16 protein-coding genes and 3 tRNA genes are annotated in these 15,740 nt (G+C 70.0%); 8 read left to right on the top strand and 11 right to left on the bottom strand.

Annotated elements, in window-relative coordinates; all coding sequences use genetic code 11:
* Window positions 1–30: 30 nt before the first annotated feature.
* Genes cofC through STROP_RS06365 form a run of 4 tightly spaced genes read left to right on the top strand, consistent with a single transcriptional unit; the run spans window position 31 to window position 4,093 of the window.
* Entirely contained in the window at window positions 31–675 is a 645-nt protein-coding gene (gene cofC / locus STROP_RS06380) for a 2-phospho-L-lactate guanylyltransferase (protein ID WP_026275744.1), read from the top strand.
* Window positions 676–685: 10 nt separating this feature from the next.
* Window positions 686–883 carry a cold-shock protein gene (locus tag STROP_RS25065; RefSeq protein ID WP_187151586.1) on the top strand — a complete coding sequence of 66 codons (198 nt, stop codon included), beginning with the start codon at window positions 686–688 and terminating at the stop codon, window positions 881–883.
* Window positions 884–936: 53 nt separating this feature from the next.
* Complete coding sequence (locus STROP_RS06370) at window positions 937–3,219, top strand: RNA degradosome polyphosphate kinase (protein ID WP_011905164.1); 2,283 nt, start codon at window positions 937–939, stop codon at window positions 3,217–3,219.
* 4 nt (window positions 3,220–3,223) lie between these two features.
* A complete protein-coding gene (locus STROP_RS06365) occupies window positions 3,224–4,093 on the top strand; it encodes an NUDIX hydrolase (RefSeq protein WP_011905163.1) in 870 nt (289 codons plus the stop codon).
* Between the two features lie 47 nt (window positions 4,094–4,140).
* Here the strand turns inward: STROP_RS06365 and STROP_RS06360 are convergent, their stop codons facing one another.
* The 3 genes from STROP_RS06360 to leuC form a co-directional block, all read right to left on the bottom strand.
* Entirely contained in the window at window positions 4,141–4,803 is a 663-nt protein-coding gene (locus STROP_RS06360; RefSeq protein ID WP_026274949.1) for an HU family DNA-binding protein, read from the bottom strand.
* A 173-nt stretch (window positions 4,804–4,976) separates the two neighbouring features.
* Complete coding sequence (leuD, locus tag STROP_RS06355; protein ID WP_011905161.1) at window positions 4,977–5,564, bottom strand: 3-isopropylmalate dehydratase small subunit; 588 nt, start codon at window positions 5,562–5,564, stop codon at window positions 4,977–4,979.
* Window positions 5,565–5,577: 13 nt separating this feature from the next.
* Window positions 5,578–7,023, bottom strand: a complete 1,446-nt coding sequence (gene leuC / locus STROP_RS06350; protein ID WP_011905160.1) for a 3-isopropylmalate dehydratase large subunit — start codon at window positions 7,021–7,023, stop codon at window positions 5,578–5,580.
* A gap of 49 nt (window positions 7,024–7,072) precedes the next feature.
* On the opposite strand from leuC, the gene STROP_RS06345 reads away from it, so the two are divergent.
* On the top strand, window positions 7,073–7,759 hold the full coding sequence (locus STROP_RS06345; RefSeq protein ID WP_011905159.1) for an IclR family transcriptional regulator: 687 nt from the start codon (window positions 7,073–7,075) through the stop codon (window positions 7,757–7,759).
* A 69-nt stretch (window positions 7,760–7,828) separates the two neighbouring features.
* On the opposite strand, the gene STROP_RS06340 is transcribed toward STROP_RS06345, so the two are convergent.
* From STROP_RS06340 to STROP_RS06325, 4 genes are all read right to left on the bottom strand, one after another.
* Window positions 7,829–7,901, bottom strand: a tRNA-Glu gene (locus STROP_RS06340).
* 164 nt (window positions 7,902–8,065) lie between these two features.
* Window positions 8,066–8,138 (bottom strand) — tRNA-Glu (locus tag STROP_RS06335).
* A 99-nt stretch (window positions 8,139–8,237) separates the two neighbouring features.
* Window positions 8,238–8,309, bottom strand: a tRNA-Gln gene (locus tag STROP_RS06330).
* Between the two features lie 102 nt (window positions 8,310–8,411).
* Complete coding sequence (locus STROP_RS06325) at window positions 8,412–9,215, bottom strand: fumarylacetoacetate hydrolase family protein (protein ID WP_011905158.1); 804 nt, start codon at window positions 9,213–9,215, stop codon at window positions 8,412–8,414.
* Between the two features lie 165 nt (window positions 9,216–9,380).
* Here STROP_RS06325 and STROP_RS06320 point away from each other — a divergent pair, with 165 nt between their 5' ends.
* Window positions 9,381–10,700: a hypothetical protein gene (locus STROP_RS06320; RefSeq protein WP_011905157.1), complete on the top strand. Its 1,320-nt coding sequence runs from the start codon at window positions 9,381–9,383 to the stop codon at window positions 10,698–10,700.
* Between the two features lie 218 nt (window positions 10,701–10,918).
* On the opposite strand, the gene STROP_RS06315 is transcribed toward STROP_RS06320, so the two are convergent.
* The 3 genes from STROP_RS06315 to STROP_RS06305 all read right to left on the bottom strand — a co-directional run bounded on the left by STROP_RS06315 (window position 10,919) and on the right by STROP_RS06305 (window position 13,286).
* Window positions 10,919–11,395: a hypothetical protein gene (locus tag STROP_RS06315; RefSeq protein WP_026274952.1), complete on the bottom strand. Its 477-nt coding sequence runs from the start codon at window positions 11,393–11,395 to the stop codon at window positions 10,919–10,921.
* A 119-nt stretch (window positions 11,396–11,514) separates the two neighbouring features.
* Window positions 11,515–12,681, bottom strand: coding sequence for an FAD-dependent monooxygenase (locus STROP_RS06310; protein WP_011905155.1), 1,167 nt, complete (start codon window positions 12,679–12,681; stop codon window positions 11,515–11,517).
* A complete protein-coding gene (locus STROP_RS06305) occupies window positions 12,681–13,286 on the bottom strand; it encodes a TetR/AcrR family transcriptional regulator (protein ID WP_011905154.1) in 606 nt (201 codons plus the stop codon). The genes STROP_RS06310 and STROP_RS06305 overlap by 1 nt, the downstream gene beginning before the upstream one ends.
* 191 nt (window positions 13,287–13,477) lie before the next feature.
* Between STROP_RS06305 and STROP_RS06300 the strand changes: the two genes are divergently transcribed.
* Window positions 13,478–14,374 (top strand): 3-methyladenine DNA glycosylase, encoded by an 897-nt coding sequence (locus STROP_RS06300; RefSeq protein WP_187151585.1) that lies wholly within the window; start codon window positions 13,478–13,480, stop codon window positions 14,372–14,374.
* Between the two features lie 132 nt (window positions 14,375–14,506).
* Entirely contained in the window at window positions 14,507–15,205 is a 699-nt protein-coding gene (locus STROP_RS06295; protein ID WP_011905152.1) for an alpha/beta hydrolase, read from the top strand.
* Between the two features lie 52 nt (window positions 15,206–15,257).
* Here the strand turns inward: STROP_RS06295 and arfB are convergent, their stop codons facing one another.
* A complete protein-coding gene (gene arfB / locus STROP_RS06290; protein WP_043535237.1) occupies window positions 15,258–15,683 on the bottom strand; it encodes an alternative ribosome rescue aminoacyl-tRNA hydrolase ArfB in 426 nt (141 codons plus the stop codon).
* Window positions 15,684–15,740: the final 57 nt, after the last annotated feature.

Raw genomic sequence — 15,740 nt, 5'->3', positions numbered from 1 at the left:
GTACCGGCACCGGGCTGGCAGGATGGCGGGGTGACCCAGGTGTGGACCGTAGTGGTGCCGGTGAAGCGGCTGGACGCGGCGAAGAGCCGGCTCCGCGGCGCGCTGCCGGGCCGGCCCCACGAGGCGTTGGCGCTGGCGTTGGCGGTCGACACCGTCGAGGCGGTACGGGCCTGTTCGGTGGTCGCCGAGGTGCTGGTGGTTACGGACGATCAGGCCGTGGCGGCGGCGACCGGGGCGGCCGGCGCCCGGGTGGTGCCGGACCGCCCCGCCGCCGGTCTCAACCCCGCTTTCCGGTACGGCGCGGCGGTCGCCGGAGACGGCTGGGTCGCGGGCCTCACGGCGGACCTGCCCGCGCTACGCCCAGTCGAGCTGGCGGCCGCCCTGTCGGCGGCGCGGTCCGGTCCCACCAACCGCCGGTACGTGCCCGACGCCCCCGGCACCGGCACCGTGCTGCTGGCCGCACCACCCGGTATGCCCCTGGATCCACGCTTCGGTGGCAACTCGGCGGCCGCCCACGCGGCCAGCGGTGCGCTCCCCCTGCTCGGTGACTGGCCGAGCCTGCGTCGAGATGTCGACACCGCCGCCGACCTGGCCGCGGCCACCCGGCTCGGGCTGGGCGCGCACACCGCGCCGCTGTGTGGCACGACCACCCCAACAGCCAGTCGGCCGGTGTAGCGTGCCGGTCATGCAGGGCACGGTGGCCACCTTCGACGCGACGACCCGCAGCGGCGTACTCCTTCTCGACGACGGCACCGAACTGGCGTTCCCGGCTCCGGCCTTCGACGCCTCCGGCCTGCGGCTGCTCCGCCTCGGCCAACGGTTGCGGGTGGAGACCGACGGGGCGGGAACGGTGATTCGCGTGACGTTGCCGACGATGAGCTGAGCAACCCGGCCAAGTTCATTTGGCGTTAACCGGGCTCAGGTCAAGATGGGCGGGTGAGCACCCCTGGCGAGCACCCCACCGACTCCGTCGCCGACCAACCGACGGTTCCGCCCCACAACGGCTCCCGCCCCCGCGGGGCCGACGGCCGCTTCCTGTCCGCCCGGGCCACCGACACCGCCGACCCGACCGACGGCGCAGCCGGTCTGGAGGAGGTGCTCGATCCAGTTTCTGACCAGCCGGCGCCGCCCGCCGAACCACCCGCCACGCAACCGCTGCCGGAGGACCGATTCCTCAACCGGGAGCTCTCCTGGCTGGACTTCAACGCGCGGGTCCTCGCGCTCGCCGAGGACCCGCGCACCCCGCTGCTGGAACGGGCGAAGTTTCTCGCCATCTTCGCCAGCAACCTCGACGAGTTCTACATGGTGCGGGTCGCCGGGCTGAAGCGACGGCTCTCCGCGGGACTGCCCGTCCGCGGAGGCGACCGGATGCCACTGCGCACCCAGCTCGAGCTGATCGCGGAGAAGACCGCCACCCTGGTTTCCCGGCAGGCCGCCTGCTTCGTCGACGACCTCCTGCCGAAGCTGGCCGCCACCGGCCTGCGCATCCTCAGTTGGGGTGACCTGACCGACGCCGAGCACACCCGGTTGCGCACCTACTTCGGTGAGCACATCTTCCCCGTGCTCACCCCCCTCGCGGTTGACCCGGCGCACCCGTTCCCGTACATCTCCGGGCGCTCCCTCAACCTGGCGGTCTCCGTCTGCGCCCCGGACGGCGGATCGGAGCTGTTCGCGCGGGTCAAGGTGCCCAACAACGTGCCCCGCTTCGTCCGCGTCCACCGCGATCAGCCCGGCGTCCAGGTACTGCCGGTGGAGGATCTGATCTCGGTGCACCTGGGCCAGCTCTTCTCCGGGATGCAGGTGGTGGAGTGCCACCTGTTCCGGGTGACCCGCAACGCCGAAGTGGAGGTTGACGAGGACCGGGACGAGGACCTGCTGCAGGCCCTCGAACGAGAACTCGCCCGGCGTCGATTCGGCCCGTCGGTACGCCTGGAGGTGGCCGCCTCGATCTCCGAACACATGCTGGAACTCCTCGTCCGCGAACTGGACATGGACGCCCAGGATGTCCAACGGGTCAACGGCCTGCTCGACCTGTCGGCGCTGTGGCAGCTCTACGGCGAGGCAGATCGGCCGGACCTGAAGGATCCACCGTTCGTGCCGGCCACCCACCCACGGCTCGCCGAGGGCGAGGTGCCGCGCAGCGTCTTCGCCACCCTGCGCGACGGTGACGTGCTGGTACACCATCCGTACCGCTCCTTCGCCACCAGCGTGCAGCGCTTCATCGAGCAGGCCGCTGCGGACCCGAACGTACTGGCCATCAAGCAGACCCTCTACCGCACCAGCGGCGACTCCCCCATCGTGGACGCCCTGGTAGACGCGGCAGAGGCCGGCAAACAGGTGGTGGTGCTGGTCGAGTTGAAGGCCCGGTTCGACGAGATCGCCAACATCGGCTGGGCGCGGACGCTCGAACGCGCCGGGTGCCATGTCGTCTACGGCCTGGTGGGCCTCAAGACGCACTGCAAGACGGCGCTGGTGGTCCGGCAGGAGGGCAACCAGATCCGCCGCTACTGCCACATCGGCACCGGCAACTACCACCCCAAGACCGCCCGGCTCTACGAGGACTTCGGCCTACTCACCGCCGATCGGGAGATCGGCGCCGACCTGACCGACCTGTTCAACGTGCTGACCGGCTACAGCCGGCAGACGGCGTACCGACAGCTGCTCGTGGCTCCGCAGGGAATCCGCAGCGGTCTGATCGAGCGGATCGAGCGGGAGATCTCGAACGTCCGGCTCGGCCTGTCCGGGCTGGTCCAGTTCAAGGTGAACTCGCTGGTCGACGAGGAGATCACCGACGCGCTCTACCGTGCCTCCCAGGCCGGTGTCCACGTGGACCTGCTGATTCGGGGCATGTGCACACTCCGCCCCGGGGTACCGGGCCTGTCGGAGAACATCCGCGTCCGGTCGGTCCTCGGCCGGTTCCTGGAGCATTCGCGGATCTTCCGGTTCGGCAACGACGGGAACGCCGAGTTCTGGATGGGCTCGGCCGACCTGATGCATCGCAACCTGGACCGGCGGGTCGAGGCGCTGGTACGGGTCAACGACCCGGTAGCCCGAGCCGAGCTGGATCACGTGCTGACCGCCGCGTTCAGCCCCGACGTGGAGGCGTTCGAGCTGGACGCGGAGGGTAGCTGGCACCGGCGCTCGGGCACCGGGGACGATCCCCGGGGGCACCTTCAGGAGTTACTGCTGCGCCGGGTTGGCGGTACGGCCGTACGCTAAGCGGATGGCGAGCGGGATCCGGGCGGCCGGTGGTGTCCTCTGGCGGTCGGGCCGGGGCGGCATCGAGGTCTGCCTGGTGCACCGCCCCCGCTACGGCGACTGGTCGCTGCCGAAGGGAAAGCTTGAGCCGGGTGAGCACCCGCTCCGCGCCGCCCTTCGGGAGGTCGCCGAGGAGACCGACGTGCAGGCGGTGCCGCAGGCCCGGCTGCCGAGCGTGCACTACCGCAGCCAGGGCCGGCCGAAGGTGGTGGACTACTGGGCGATGCGGGCGGTCGCGACCGGTGGTTTTCAGCCCGACACCGAGGTTGACGAGGTGCGCTGGCTCAGCGTGGACGAAGCGGTGCGGTTGGTCAGCTATCCGCACGACGTGGAGGTGGTCAGCGCGTTCGCGGCCCTGCCACCGGTGACCGCGACGGTCATGCTGGTGCGGCACGCGGATGTGGATGGGCGGAGCACCTGGGCCGGGCCCCAGAACGGCCGGCCGCTCTCCGTCGACGGCTGGGCGCAGGCACAACGACTGGCGCCGCTGGTGGCTGTGGTCCAGCCGGTACGCCTGCTCGCCGCGTCGGCCCGGCGCTGCGTCCAGACCCTCAGCCCGGTGGCGGACCTGCTCGACCTACCCATTGAGGTCGCCGGCGACCTGGACGAACCGCGGGCGGGCCAGAGCCTGGACGAGTGCGCGTTGGCCGCTGCCGCCCGCCTGGCCGCCTTCGGCACGGCCGGTACGTCGGCCGTGGTGTGTAGCCAGGGTGGGATGATTTCCGGGGCGCTGGAACGCCTCTCCGGCCGCTGCGCGGACGTCACCACCCCGCACGGGGGTGGTTGGCTGCTCGCCTTCTCCGGAGCGACTCTGCTCACCCCCGACCCCTTGTAGCGTCGGGGGCGCCCACCGTGCTGGTGGACGCCCCCGACGGTGCCGGCTCAGCGCGTGGTCGCCCGCTTCGCCGGCGCCTTCCGCGCGGTGGCCTTCGTGGCCGCTGCGCTCTTCCGGGCCGTCGTGGACTTCGCGGCCGGCGCCGCCTTCTTCGTCGCGGACTTCCGCGCCGCGGTGGCCTTCGGCGCGGTGGCGCGCTTCGCCGGAGCAACCTTGGCCGCGGTGGTCTTCTTCGCCGCGGTCTTCTTCGGCGCGGCGGCCTTGGCAGCCGTGGTCTTCTTGGCAGCGGTTGTCTTCTTGGCAGCGGTTGTCTTCTTGGCGGCGGTGGTCTTCGTCGCCTTCGCCGCGGTGGTCTTCTTGGCCGCGGTGCCAGTGGTCTTGGCCCCGGCCGCCTTGGCGGCGGTGGTCTTCTTCGCCGCCGTGGCCTTCGGCGCCTTGCCGCTGGCCACCATCTCCTTGAACCCGGTGCCCGGGCGGAACGTCGGGACGGAGGTCTTCTTGACCTTCACCGCCTCGCCGGTCCGTGGATTGCGCGCTGTTCGGGCTCCCCGGACACGCTTCTCGAACGCTCCGAAGCCGGTGATCGACACCTTCTCACCCTTGGTGACCGCCGCCTGGACCTCGGTTAGGACCGCGTCGAGCGCGGCCGACGCCGTCTTCCGGTCCCCCAGGCGAACGGCGAGCGTCTCGATAAGCTCGGCCTTGTTCACGACTTCCTCCCGATTGTGCAACTGACTCGACGCGAGCCATTCTGCGCGCACGGTATGCCCTGCGCTGGCGCTACACAAACATTCGACAGAAAAAGACCCTTGTGTCGCAACAGATTCGCCCCCACCGGCGACGCCGGTGGGGGCGACTTTCCCTCGCATGGCGGGGTGGAAGGCTACGCGATGGTCGGTAGGAACGGCTGCCGAGACGCCTCGAAGGCACCGATCAGGGGTTCGTGCCGAAGCGTGAGTCCAATGTCGTCCAAGCCCTCCATCAGCCGCCAGCGGCTGAACTCGTCGAGCGGGAACCCCCAGTTCACACCCCCGACCTGAACCTGACGGGCGGCGAGGTCGACGGTGATCGACGTGCTCGGATCGGCCTCGATGCGACCCCAGATCTCTTCGATTGCTTTCAATTCCAACTCAACCGGCAGCAGTCCTCCCTTGAGCGCGTTACCCCGGAAGATGTCACCGAAGCGCGGGGCGATCACGACCCGGAACCCCCAGTCTCGCAAGGCCCAGACGGCGTGCTCTCGGGAGGAACCGGTACCGAACTCGGGGCCAGCAACAAGAATCGAGGCACCCGAATATGATTCATCGTTGAGGACAAACGCCTGATCCTCCCGCCACGAACTGAACAGGGCATCCGCGAAACCCGTTCGCGTTACCCGCTTTAGGTGCACAGCCGGGATAATCTGATCAGTATCTACATTAGAAAGACGTAGCGGCACGGCGGTACCGGTGTGGATAGTGAACTTCTCCATCAGCGGTGTCCCTTCACAGGTCGGCGGGGGCCGCCAGCCGGCCCGTCACCGCGGTGGCCGCAGCGACTGGTGGGGAGACCAGGTGGGTACGTCCCCCCCGGCCCTGGCGGCCCTCGAAGTTACGGTTCGAGGTCGAGGCGGCACGCTGGCCCGGCCGGAGCGTGTCCGGGTTCATTCCCAGACACATCGAGCAACCCGCGAAGCGCCACTCGGCGCCGGCTTCGGTGAAGACCTTGTCCAGCCCTTCCGCCTCGGCGTTCTCCCGCACCGCGGCGGAGCCCGGCACGACGAGCATCCGCACACCCGGCGCCACCCGGCGCCCGCGCAGTACGTCGGCAGCCGCCCGCAGGTCCTCAATCCGGCCGTTGGTGCAGGAGCCGACGAAGACGACGTCAACGGTGAGCTCCCGCAGCGGAGTGCCCACGGCGAGGTCCATGTACTCCAGGGCACGGCGGGCGGCGGCCCGCTCCGGCTCGGTGGCGAACTCCTCCGGGTTCGGCACCGACGCGTCCAGCGACGCGCCCTGCCCCGGGTTGGTACCCCAGGTCACGAAGGGCGTGATCTGGCTCGCATCCAGGGTCACCTCGGAGTCGAACGTTGCGCCCGCGTCGGTGGGCAGCGTCCGCCAGTACGCGACCGCCGCTTCCCAGTCGGCACCGGCGGGCGCGTTCGGCCGCCCCCTGAGGTAGCCGAACGTCGTGTCGTCAGGGGCGATCAACCCCGCCTTGGCACCCCACTCGATGGACATGTTGGCGATCGTCATCCGTCCCTCCATGGACAGCTTCCGGATCGCCTCGCCGCGATACTCCACGACATGCCCCCGACCACCACCCGTACCGACCTGGGCGATCAGCGCGAGTACCAGGTCCTTGGCGGTAACGCCCGGTGCGAGGTCACCGACGACGTTCACCGCCATCGTCCTCGGTCGGGCCTGCGGCAGCGTCTGGGTGGCGAGCACGTGCTCGACCTCGCTGGTGCCGATCCCGAAGGCCAGCGCGCCGAAGGCCCCATGCGTCGCGGTGTGCGAGTCGCCGCAGACGATCGTCATCCCGGGCTGGGTCAGGCCCAGCTGCGGGCCGATGACGTGGACGATTCCCTGGTTCTCATCACCCAGCGGATGCAGCCGCACACCGAACTCGGCGCAGTTGCGGCGCAGCGTCTCGATCTGTGTACGAGAGGTCGGGTCGGTGATGGTCAGCAGGTCCCCGCGGCGAGACTGGTACGACGGGTCCGCGTACCCGGTGGGGGTGTTGTGGTCCTCGGTCGCGATCGTCAGGTCGGTACGGCGGACCCGGCGGCCGGCGAGGCGCAGCCCGTCGAAGGCTTGCGGGCTGGTCACCTCATGGAGCAGGTGCAGGTCGATGAAGAGCAGGTCGGGCTCGCCATCGGCGGATCGGACGACGTGCGAGGCCCAGACCTTCTCGGCCAGGGTCCTCGGCTCAGGAGTGACTCCCACCATCTGGACTTCCTAAATTCTGGGAGGTATGTTTCGACTTGTGGGACACAGTATGAGTGGTGTCGGCGTTCTCGACAAGGCGGTGGTCATCCTGGCCGCCTGCGTGGACGGCGCCAGCCTGGCCGAACTCGTCGAACGCACAAAGCTGCCCCGGGCAACAGCACACCGGTTGGCGCAGGCACTGGAGATCCACCGAATGCTGGTACGCGACACACAGGGACGGTGGCGCCCCGGCCCCCGCCTGGGGGAACTGGCCAACGCCGCACCCGACGTGCTGCTGACCGCGGCCGAGCCCCTGCTCTGCGCGCTCCGGGACGCCACCGGGGAGAGCGCGCAGCTCTACCTGCGCCGGGCCGACGAGCGGGTCTGCGTAGCCGCCGCCGAGCGGGCCAGCGGCCTGCGGGACACCGTGCCGGTCGGCTCGGTGCTACCCATGACGGCCGGATCCGCGGCGCAGATCCTGCTGGCCTGGGAGCCACCGGAGGCGGTCATGCCGCTCCTGCCCCGCTCGAAGTTCACCGGCCGGGCTCTCGCCGAGGTCCGGCGCCGCGGCTGGGCGCAGAGCGTGGCGGAACGGGAAGCTGGTGTGGCGAGCGTCTCCGCACCGATCCGGGATCGCACCGGGCGAGTCATCGCCGCCGTCAGCGTCAGCGGTCCCATCGAACGAATCGGCCGCCGCCCCGGCGAGCGCCACGCGATGGCGGTCGTTCGAGCCGGCCAACGGCTCTCCGGCCTGTAGCCCACCGCCCTGGTGACGCAAACCAACAGGCCCGTCTCACCATGGTGAGACGGGCCTGTTGCGAAGGAGTAGCCCCGACCGGATTCGAACCGGCGCTACCGCCTTGAGAGGGCGGCGTCCTGGGCCGCTAGACGACGGGGCCAGGAATTTCCCAAACGACCGCCCAACTGAGCGGTACGGGGATAGTCTACCGGCACCGAACGGTAGACCCACGCCGGGGGCAGCCGTCCGGGTGTGCCGGCGAAACGTGCCGGGCAAACGGAAAAAGCCCGCCCCGGCAGACGGGACGGGCCAATACCGCTTCTGTAGCCCCGACCGGATTCGAACCGGCGCTACCGCCTTGAGAGGGCGGCGTCCTGGGCCGCTAGACGACGGGGCCAGAACCTACTACTTCCCACCGGCTGGGCGGGAAGTCTTCCACCGGAGGCGAACCTCCGTTGACATCCAGCGGTCACGACTCAACCGAGTCGAGACAGCGCTGGGGTACCAGGACTCGAACCTAGACTAACTGAACCAGAATCAGTCGGGCTGCCAATTACCCCATACCCCATCGACGCCTCGCAGCGCCGGGCACAAACATTACCCTCCTCCCGCCGCAGGGCCAAATCGCCCCCGACAGAAGGCCCTTGAGCTGCGAAAACCTCGCACCGGATCAGCTGGCCGGCAGCACCGGATTGGTCAGCTCGCCGACCCCCTCGATCCGTACGGTGACCGTATCCCCGTCCACGAGCGGACTAACCCCGGCCGGCGTGCCGGTCAGGATCACATCACCCGGGAGCAGCGTCATCACATGTGAGACGTACGACACCAGGGCCGGTACGTCGAAGACCATGTCCCGGGTCCGGCCCAGCTGGCGGACCTCCATCTCCTCCGGATCGCGACCCACCTCACACCGGATCTCCAGGTCGGCGACGTCGAGGCCGGTGGTGATCCAGGGACCGATCGGGCAGAACGAGTCGAAGCCCTTGGCCCGGGTCCACTGCCCGTCCGCCCGTTGCAGGTCCCGTGCCGTCACATCGTTGGCGCAGGTGTAGCCGAAGACCGCGCGCGCGGCGGCGGCCCGATCGGCACGCCGGGCACCGGGTGCCCCGATCACCACGGCCAGCTCGGCCTCATGCTCGACCTGCTTCGACAGCGCCGGCAGCCGGATCGCGTCCCGCGGTCCGATCACCGAGGTCGACGGCTTGAGGAAGAGCAACGGCTCCTGGGGCACCTCCGTGCCGTGCTCCGCCGCATGCTCGGCGTAGTTGCGGCCGACGCAGACAACCTTGCTCGGCAGGATCGGCGAGAGCAGGCGAACATCGGAGAGGGCCCACCGGGCGCCGGAGAAGCTGATCCGTCCGAACGGATGCCCCTCGACCTCGGCGACGGTCAGCCCCTGCGGACCCGCCTCCGGCTCCCCCTCGACGACCCCGAACGACATTCCCTTGGTATGAGCGAAACGAGCGATACGCACCGGGCCAATCTATCCCCGACCTGGTGCGCGGGCGCAGCCGCAGGTCGGATGCCGCGTGGCGAGCCGCGCAGCCTACGCCGTCACCACCCGGAGGGGACCGGCTTTCGCCACTTCCTACCGCCCGGCGTGACACCGCCCTAACGTCGGCTCCGGAGGTTCGTTCGTATGCCTGCATCGACACGACACCACAGGGCCCTCGCAGTGCTCGTCTACTGCCTCGGCATCCTCGCCGCTGTGCCGGCGCTACCCGGCCCGGCCGCCGCGCAGCAGCCGGCCGCCCGACCGCCGGCCCCGCCCGGGGCGGCCACCGCGCCGGCCGGCCAGCCGTCCGCGGAGGCCAGCGAGGAGCCGGGCCGACCATCCGCGCCGCCAGCGCTGCCGAGCCCGACCCAGGCGGCGGTCCCACCACCGAAACCGCCGATCACCGTACAGGTCGCGCCGGAGAACACACCCGCGCCGAGATACCGGATCCAGGTCCGCAACGACGGAAGCCGGCCGATCGCCACCACCGTCCGTCAGGAGCTCCCGCCGGGCACCTCGGCGACCTCGATCACCGACGGCGGCCGGCCCAGCCACAACGGCGGGAATGCCGGGACAGAGGTCACCTGGAACCTGCGGCTGCCCGCCCGGAGCACCACCACGCTCAGAACCGAGCTCACCGCGCCACCGGGTGAGCCCCTGACCGCGCCCGCCTGCGCCTTCGCCACCGGCGGCGAGCGCCCGTACGACTGCGCTACCGCGACCTGGCAATCCGAACCGGCGCCAGCGGCGGCCGAACCGGAACCGCCGGTGTGGCAGCAGCCGGCTGCCCTGCTCACCGGCCTCGGTGGACTCGCCGCACTCGCCGTCGGCGGCTGGTGGACCTGGCAGCGGCGGCGGCGCCCAGCGCAGCTCCCGCCGCCTCACCAGGGGGGTCGAGGGACCGTCTACCCGCGGCCGGCGGCACCGACCACTCCGACACGCCGCCGCCGACCCTCGACCTGGCTACTCGTCCCGGTCGCCGCGGTGGTGCTGGCCGGCACCGTGGGCACAGCGACCTGGACGGCCACCCGGAAGGCCGCTGCCGTCGACACCGACTCCCATCCCACCAGCGGCGCCTGGATCGGCACCGGAGCCGCCGGCGCGATCGGGGAACCGCTCCGCGAGGCGGCGTTCGAGTTCACCGTCTACCGGGTCAGCTGCCAACCGGCCTCGGGGGCACACACCTGCGCCGCGACCGTCGGGGTCCACAACCTCACGCCGGAACAGCAGAGCTGGCACGGCCCACTCCAACGGGCGTACCTCGCCGACGGCGACTTTGTCAGCACCGACGAGCAGGAGACCCGCCGGGCGAACCAGGGCCGGGACGTGTTCGCCAAGCCATTGGCCGGCGGCAGCCGAATGGTCCTCCCGCTGGTCTTCACCGTGCACGGCCAGCAGCCCCCGACCCAACTCGAGCTACGCAGTGGGGTGTTCTCCGCCGGGGTTCGGGTGGACGTGCCCTGACCCGCTACGCGGCAGTGGCCGCGGGTTTCCTGCGCGGGCGTGGTCCTTCTCGGTGTCATGGTGGCCCAGCAAATCCATGATTACCGACGGACCACGCCCGTCCCACCTCACCCTCGAATCAGGCCGGCGACAACGCATACGCCTTTCAGAAGACATCTCCCACAATCGGCTTCGACCTCGGTGCGAGCTGATCGTCATCAACCCGCGCTGATCGGGGTTCAGCTGGCCGCAGCCGACGGCTCCGGGAGATACGCCTCGTACTTCTTTTTGATCAACGAGTTGTAGGCTAAACCCCAGATCCGGATCCCTCGGAAGGTCCAGACCTTGCCCGCCCTGACATCCACGATGGCGGGCTGGGTCATGACCGCGAAGCCGGCCATGTTCAGCCGGTACGCCTTCTGGGTCAGCTCCGTTGCGGAAGGATCCGCCGCCTCGGTCACCAGCACAGGAAGCGCGATGATGCCCGAGTGCACGCCCCGCCACCGGCCTTTACGCTCCAAACCGAGAGCCACCACCTCGTCGACAAAGGCTCGCAGATCCCCCTCGATAACATGATTCACCCTCGCGACGACCGTAAAGAGGTGGATCATGGTCGGAAACCGGAACTGGGCCCGATAGCCGATCACGACCGACTCGGCGCCAAGACGCTCATCAGTCACCGCGCACTTGTCGGCCACCAGCCGTTGCCGAACCATTTCCACGTAATCCTCTGGCGCTACCATCTCGCATTGCCCCTCTTTCCTCGCCACCGACCGAGCATAGAAGGTTGGTACCCGGAGGACCGATATCTAGCTCACTTCAGGAACCGCAGTTCCTACCTCGCGAGTTCGGCAATGTTCCGGTGGTTCTTCGGGAACAGCGTGCCGGCGAGGAGTCGATCGAGGCCCGGCACGCGCATCGCCCTGAAGCCCCAGCGCCGGGCCAGCAGCTTGACCGACGACGTCGGCAGGAACCACTCGGTGACCCGGTCTCGGGCCGCCTGCTGCGTAGCGCGGATGACCGGCCTCCAGCGACGCTCGTAGTCGGCCAGTCCCTCCTGGACCGACCCGGCGGCATGCAGCCGCTCGGCCAGCAGGTAGGCGCCGGCGATTCCCAGTGAGGCGCCCTGCCCGGCGATCAGGGACACCGCGTACGCGGCGTCACCGACCAGCGCGACCCGCCCATCGGTCCAGCGCGAGGCGTCGATCTGGGCGACCTGGTCGTAGTAGACCGCCTCCGGTGGTGGACAGTTGGCCACGGCCCGCTCCACCAGGTCACCCATGCCGGTGAAGGTGCGATACAGCGCCTCGCGTGGGTCCTCGGGTAGGCGGGCGTCATCCGTTCGGTGCAGGGCGAACACCGCGACCCGCCCATCGGCGAGCCCGTAGAGGCCCAGCTGACGGTTGAGGGTCTCCGTGAGCACGAACTGACCCCGAACCTGTTCGAACACCACGGGGTCGTCGAAGACGTACGCCCCGGTGTGCATGCCGAGGTAACGCAGGTAGGTGCGCTCGGGGCCGAAGACGAGCGAGCGGACGTGGGAGTGGATGCCGTCCGCGCCCACGATCACGTCCGCCTCGACAGCAGTACCGTCGGAGAGTTCTACCCGATCATCGCTGATCCGGTCGATCGTGACGCCATAGCGGATGTCGACGTGGTCGGTGAGCGATTCGCGGAGCATACGTTCGAGGGCAGGCCGCATGATGCTGGCGATTTCACCGTCGAGTGCCCGGGCGAAGAACGTGTAGTCGACGCTGACAGTCGTCCGGCCACGGGAGTCGATGTAGCGGAAGGAGTCGACCGAACTGGCGAACCTCCGCAGGTTCGGCCGCAGACCCATCGCCGTCAGCGCCTCGTACCCCGGCCCGAAGAAGTCGATCATGTATCCCTGTTCGCGCGGCCCGGGAGCGTGGTCGACGACCTGAACCTCCCAACCATGGTGGTGCAGGCGGTGGGCGAGGGCCAGCCCGGCGATGCCGGCGCCGCAGATGAAGGCTTTCATCACTGTTCTCCGTTCTCTTCGGTGTTGGTGATTCGGCTCTCTTCGGTGTTGGTGATTCGGCGCAGCAGCGGGGCGATATGCTCCGCCGACAGGCCCTGGTCGAGGCCCTTGTGCAGGACAAAGCCGTCGAAGAACGCCAATACCATGCTCGCGGCGGCCTCCGGTCTGGGGTGCCCGGAGCGGGTGAGCGCCTCGGTCAGCGAGCGACGGAAGTCGGCGACCAGCGCACCCATCCCCTGGCGCAGCTCGTGGTCGCGGGTTGCGGCGAGATAGGTCTCGACGAACAGCAGGGAAGCCGGATCAGAGCCGTTGTACTGGTCGAGGTCGAACAACATCCGCTCGATGTCGTCGCTCGGGCTCGTGGCCCCGGCAAGGAGCGCCCTGGTGCCGTCGAGCATCCGTTGGACCTCATCGAGGGCGGCGTGGCGCAGGAGCGCCTGTAACGAGTCGAAGTGGTAGTGCACCAGCCCTGAGCGGACACCAGCCCGCTCGGCCAGCGTCCGGGTACTGACGGCGTTCCAACCGAGCTCGCCGATCAGCTCTCGGGCGGCCGCCACCAGGCGCGCTCGCGCGTTCCGGCCCCGTTCGATGCTGGTCTCACCCACGATGGCCTCCTTGGACGATCGCCTTGGACGTGCGACCAAATCCTACACGGGATGCGCAAGATCAGTACCCCTCGCCGCCCCAGCAACCGGGTGTGGGCAAGCCTGGGCCCGGTAGCGGCAGAGTGCGTCGTGGCCTCACCGCGGGTAGACACACTCGGACCCAAAAGCGGGCACGGCCGTACCCTGGGCAGGTGACGACCGCCCTCCCCGCACTCGGCACCGTGCTCGAAACGGCGACCTGGCAGGCCCGACGCCAGGCGCACCAGGAGCGGATCGACGCGTGGCTGGCCCCACACCTGGCCCGCCGCCGCCGGGGCGAGAAGCATCCGGTGCAGGACTTCCTCTTCACCTACTACTCGTACCGGCCGGCCCGGCTCCGCCGCTGGCATCCGGGCGCGGGGGTGGTGCTACGCGACGCGGACCCGGCCGACTTCGGGCCGGACTACCGCGCCAGCACCGCCGGCGCCACCCTCGACACCCCGGCGGTACGCGCCCGGCGGGCCGAATCGATCACGTGGATCCGGACCCTGTTGACGGCCACCGCGGGCCGACCGGCACAGTTCGGCTGCTTCGGCATGCACGAGTGGGCGATGGTCTACCGGCAGACCCAGGACGAGGTCCGACACAACGCCTGGCCGCTGCGGTTGAGCCCGGAGCGGGTCGCCACGGTCGTCGAAGAGCGGGGAGTGCGGTGCAGCCACTTCGACGCGTACCGCTTCTTCACCCGGCCAGCCCGGCCGCTGAACCTCCTGCACCCGACCCGGGACAGCCAGCACGACCTGGAGCAGCCCGGCTGTCTGCACGCCAACATGGATCTCTACAAGTGGGCGTACAAACTCTCCCCGCTGGTTCCATCCGAGCTGGTGGGGGATTGCTTCGAGCTGGCGGGACAGATCCGCGCCCTCGACATGCGCGCCTCGCCGTACGACCTGGCCGCGCTGGGCTACCCGCCGGTTGCGGTCGAGACCCCACCGGGGCGCACGGAGTACGCCGCCGCCCAGCGCGGCTTCGCCGAACGGGCCGCCCGGCTGCGCACCCGGCTCCTCGACGCGATTGACAGGTGCGACAGGCAACGGCGGCTGTGGTAGCTTCCCCGCAGCCGTGCATGAGCACATTTCTGAGGAGGTGAGTCCAATCAACACTGCGACAGGTCGGGACTCCCTCCCCCGCATGGTCTAGGGAGCGCCCGCACAAGGCACCCCTGAAAGGCCATCGTTGGCATGACCATTCGCAAAGAGCTCTTCTCTGCGGGCGGTGTTCCCGCGGTCCGTTGGACACCAGCGGACGACGCCACCGACCGCCCACTGATCCTCATCGGCCACGGCGGCGGTCACCACAAGACCCACCCCGCCGTCCTGCACCGCGCCCACCACTTCGTACGCAGCGGCTTCGCGGCCGTCTCGGTGGATGTCCCGAACCACGGTGACCGCCCGACCGACGACCATCTCCAGCGCATGGCCACCGAGATTCGGACCCGTGCCGACTCCGGCGAAGACCTGGCCCCGCTGCTCGCCGCGTTCCACGCCCGGGTCGCCGAGCAGACCGTCGGGGAGTGGCAGGCCGTCCTGGACCACCTTGAATACGGACCCGTCGGCTACTGGGGCGTCTCACTGGGCTGCGGGCTCGGCGTTCCGTTCGTCGCCGCCGAGCCCCGGGTCCGCGCAGCGGTCCTCGGCCTCGGCGGGGCCTCCGCCCCCGCTTCCGCGGCGGCCGCCGCACGGATCACGGTGCCGATCGAGTTCCTGATCCAGTGGGACGACGAGCGGATACCCCGCGCGCAGAGCGTGGCCCTCTTCGACGCGTTCGGCTCAGTCGACAAAACCCTGCACGCCAACCCGGGTCGGCATGGCGACCGACTCCCCGAACACGAGTTGGACAGCGCGGTCCGGTTCTTCACCCGGCACCTCACGCCGCCCTGACCGATGCCGGCTCCCGTTGCCGCCCGAGCGGGGCCGACCGGCGGTCACCCAGTCAGTCGCCGTCGACGCGGCGGTCGCGCTTGCGCTGGGACCGCCGCTTCTTCTCGGTCAGTCGACGCTCCTTGGCGGCGCGGGAGGGCCGGGTCGGGCGACGACGCTTCGGCGGCGGTGCGATCGCCGCGCGGAGCAGCGCGGCCATCCGCTCCCGGGCGGCCTCCCGGTTGGCGAGTTGGGCGCGGTGCTCGCTGGCGGTCACGGTGAGGACGCCGTTGACGATTCGCCCGGCGAGGCGGTCGAGGGCCCGGGCCCGCAGCGACTCCGGGAGGCCCGGTGAGGCAGCCAGATCGAAACTCAGCTCGACCCGCGAGTCGGTCGTGTTGACCCCCTGACCGCCGGGCCCGGACGACCGGGAGAAGCGTTCCCGCAGCTCGGCTTCGGGCACTACCCACCGATCGTGCACCCGCAGCCCACTGTCCACCCTCTGAGGCTAGCGCCTGGATCCCGGGACGCACCGGGCAGGCGGGATCGTTCCGGC

Origin of the sequence: Salinispora tropica CNB-440 (assembly GCF_000016425.1) — a bacterium.
Taxonomy (GTDB): Bacteria; Actinomycetota; Actinomycetes; order Mycobacteriales; family Micromonosporaceae; genus Micromonospora; species Micromonospora tropica.
Note: the sequence above shows the minus strand (reverse complement) of the source record. Positions and strands in the feature narration are given on the sequence as shown.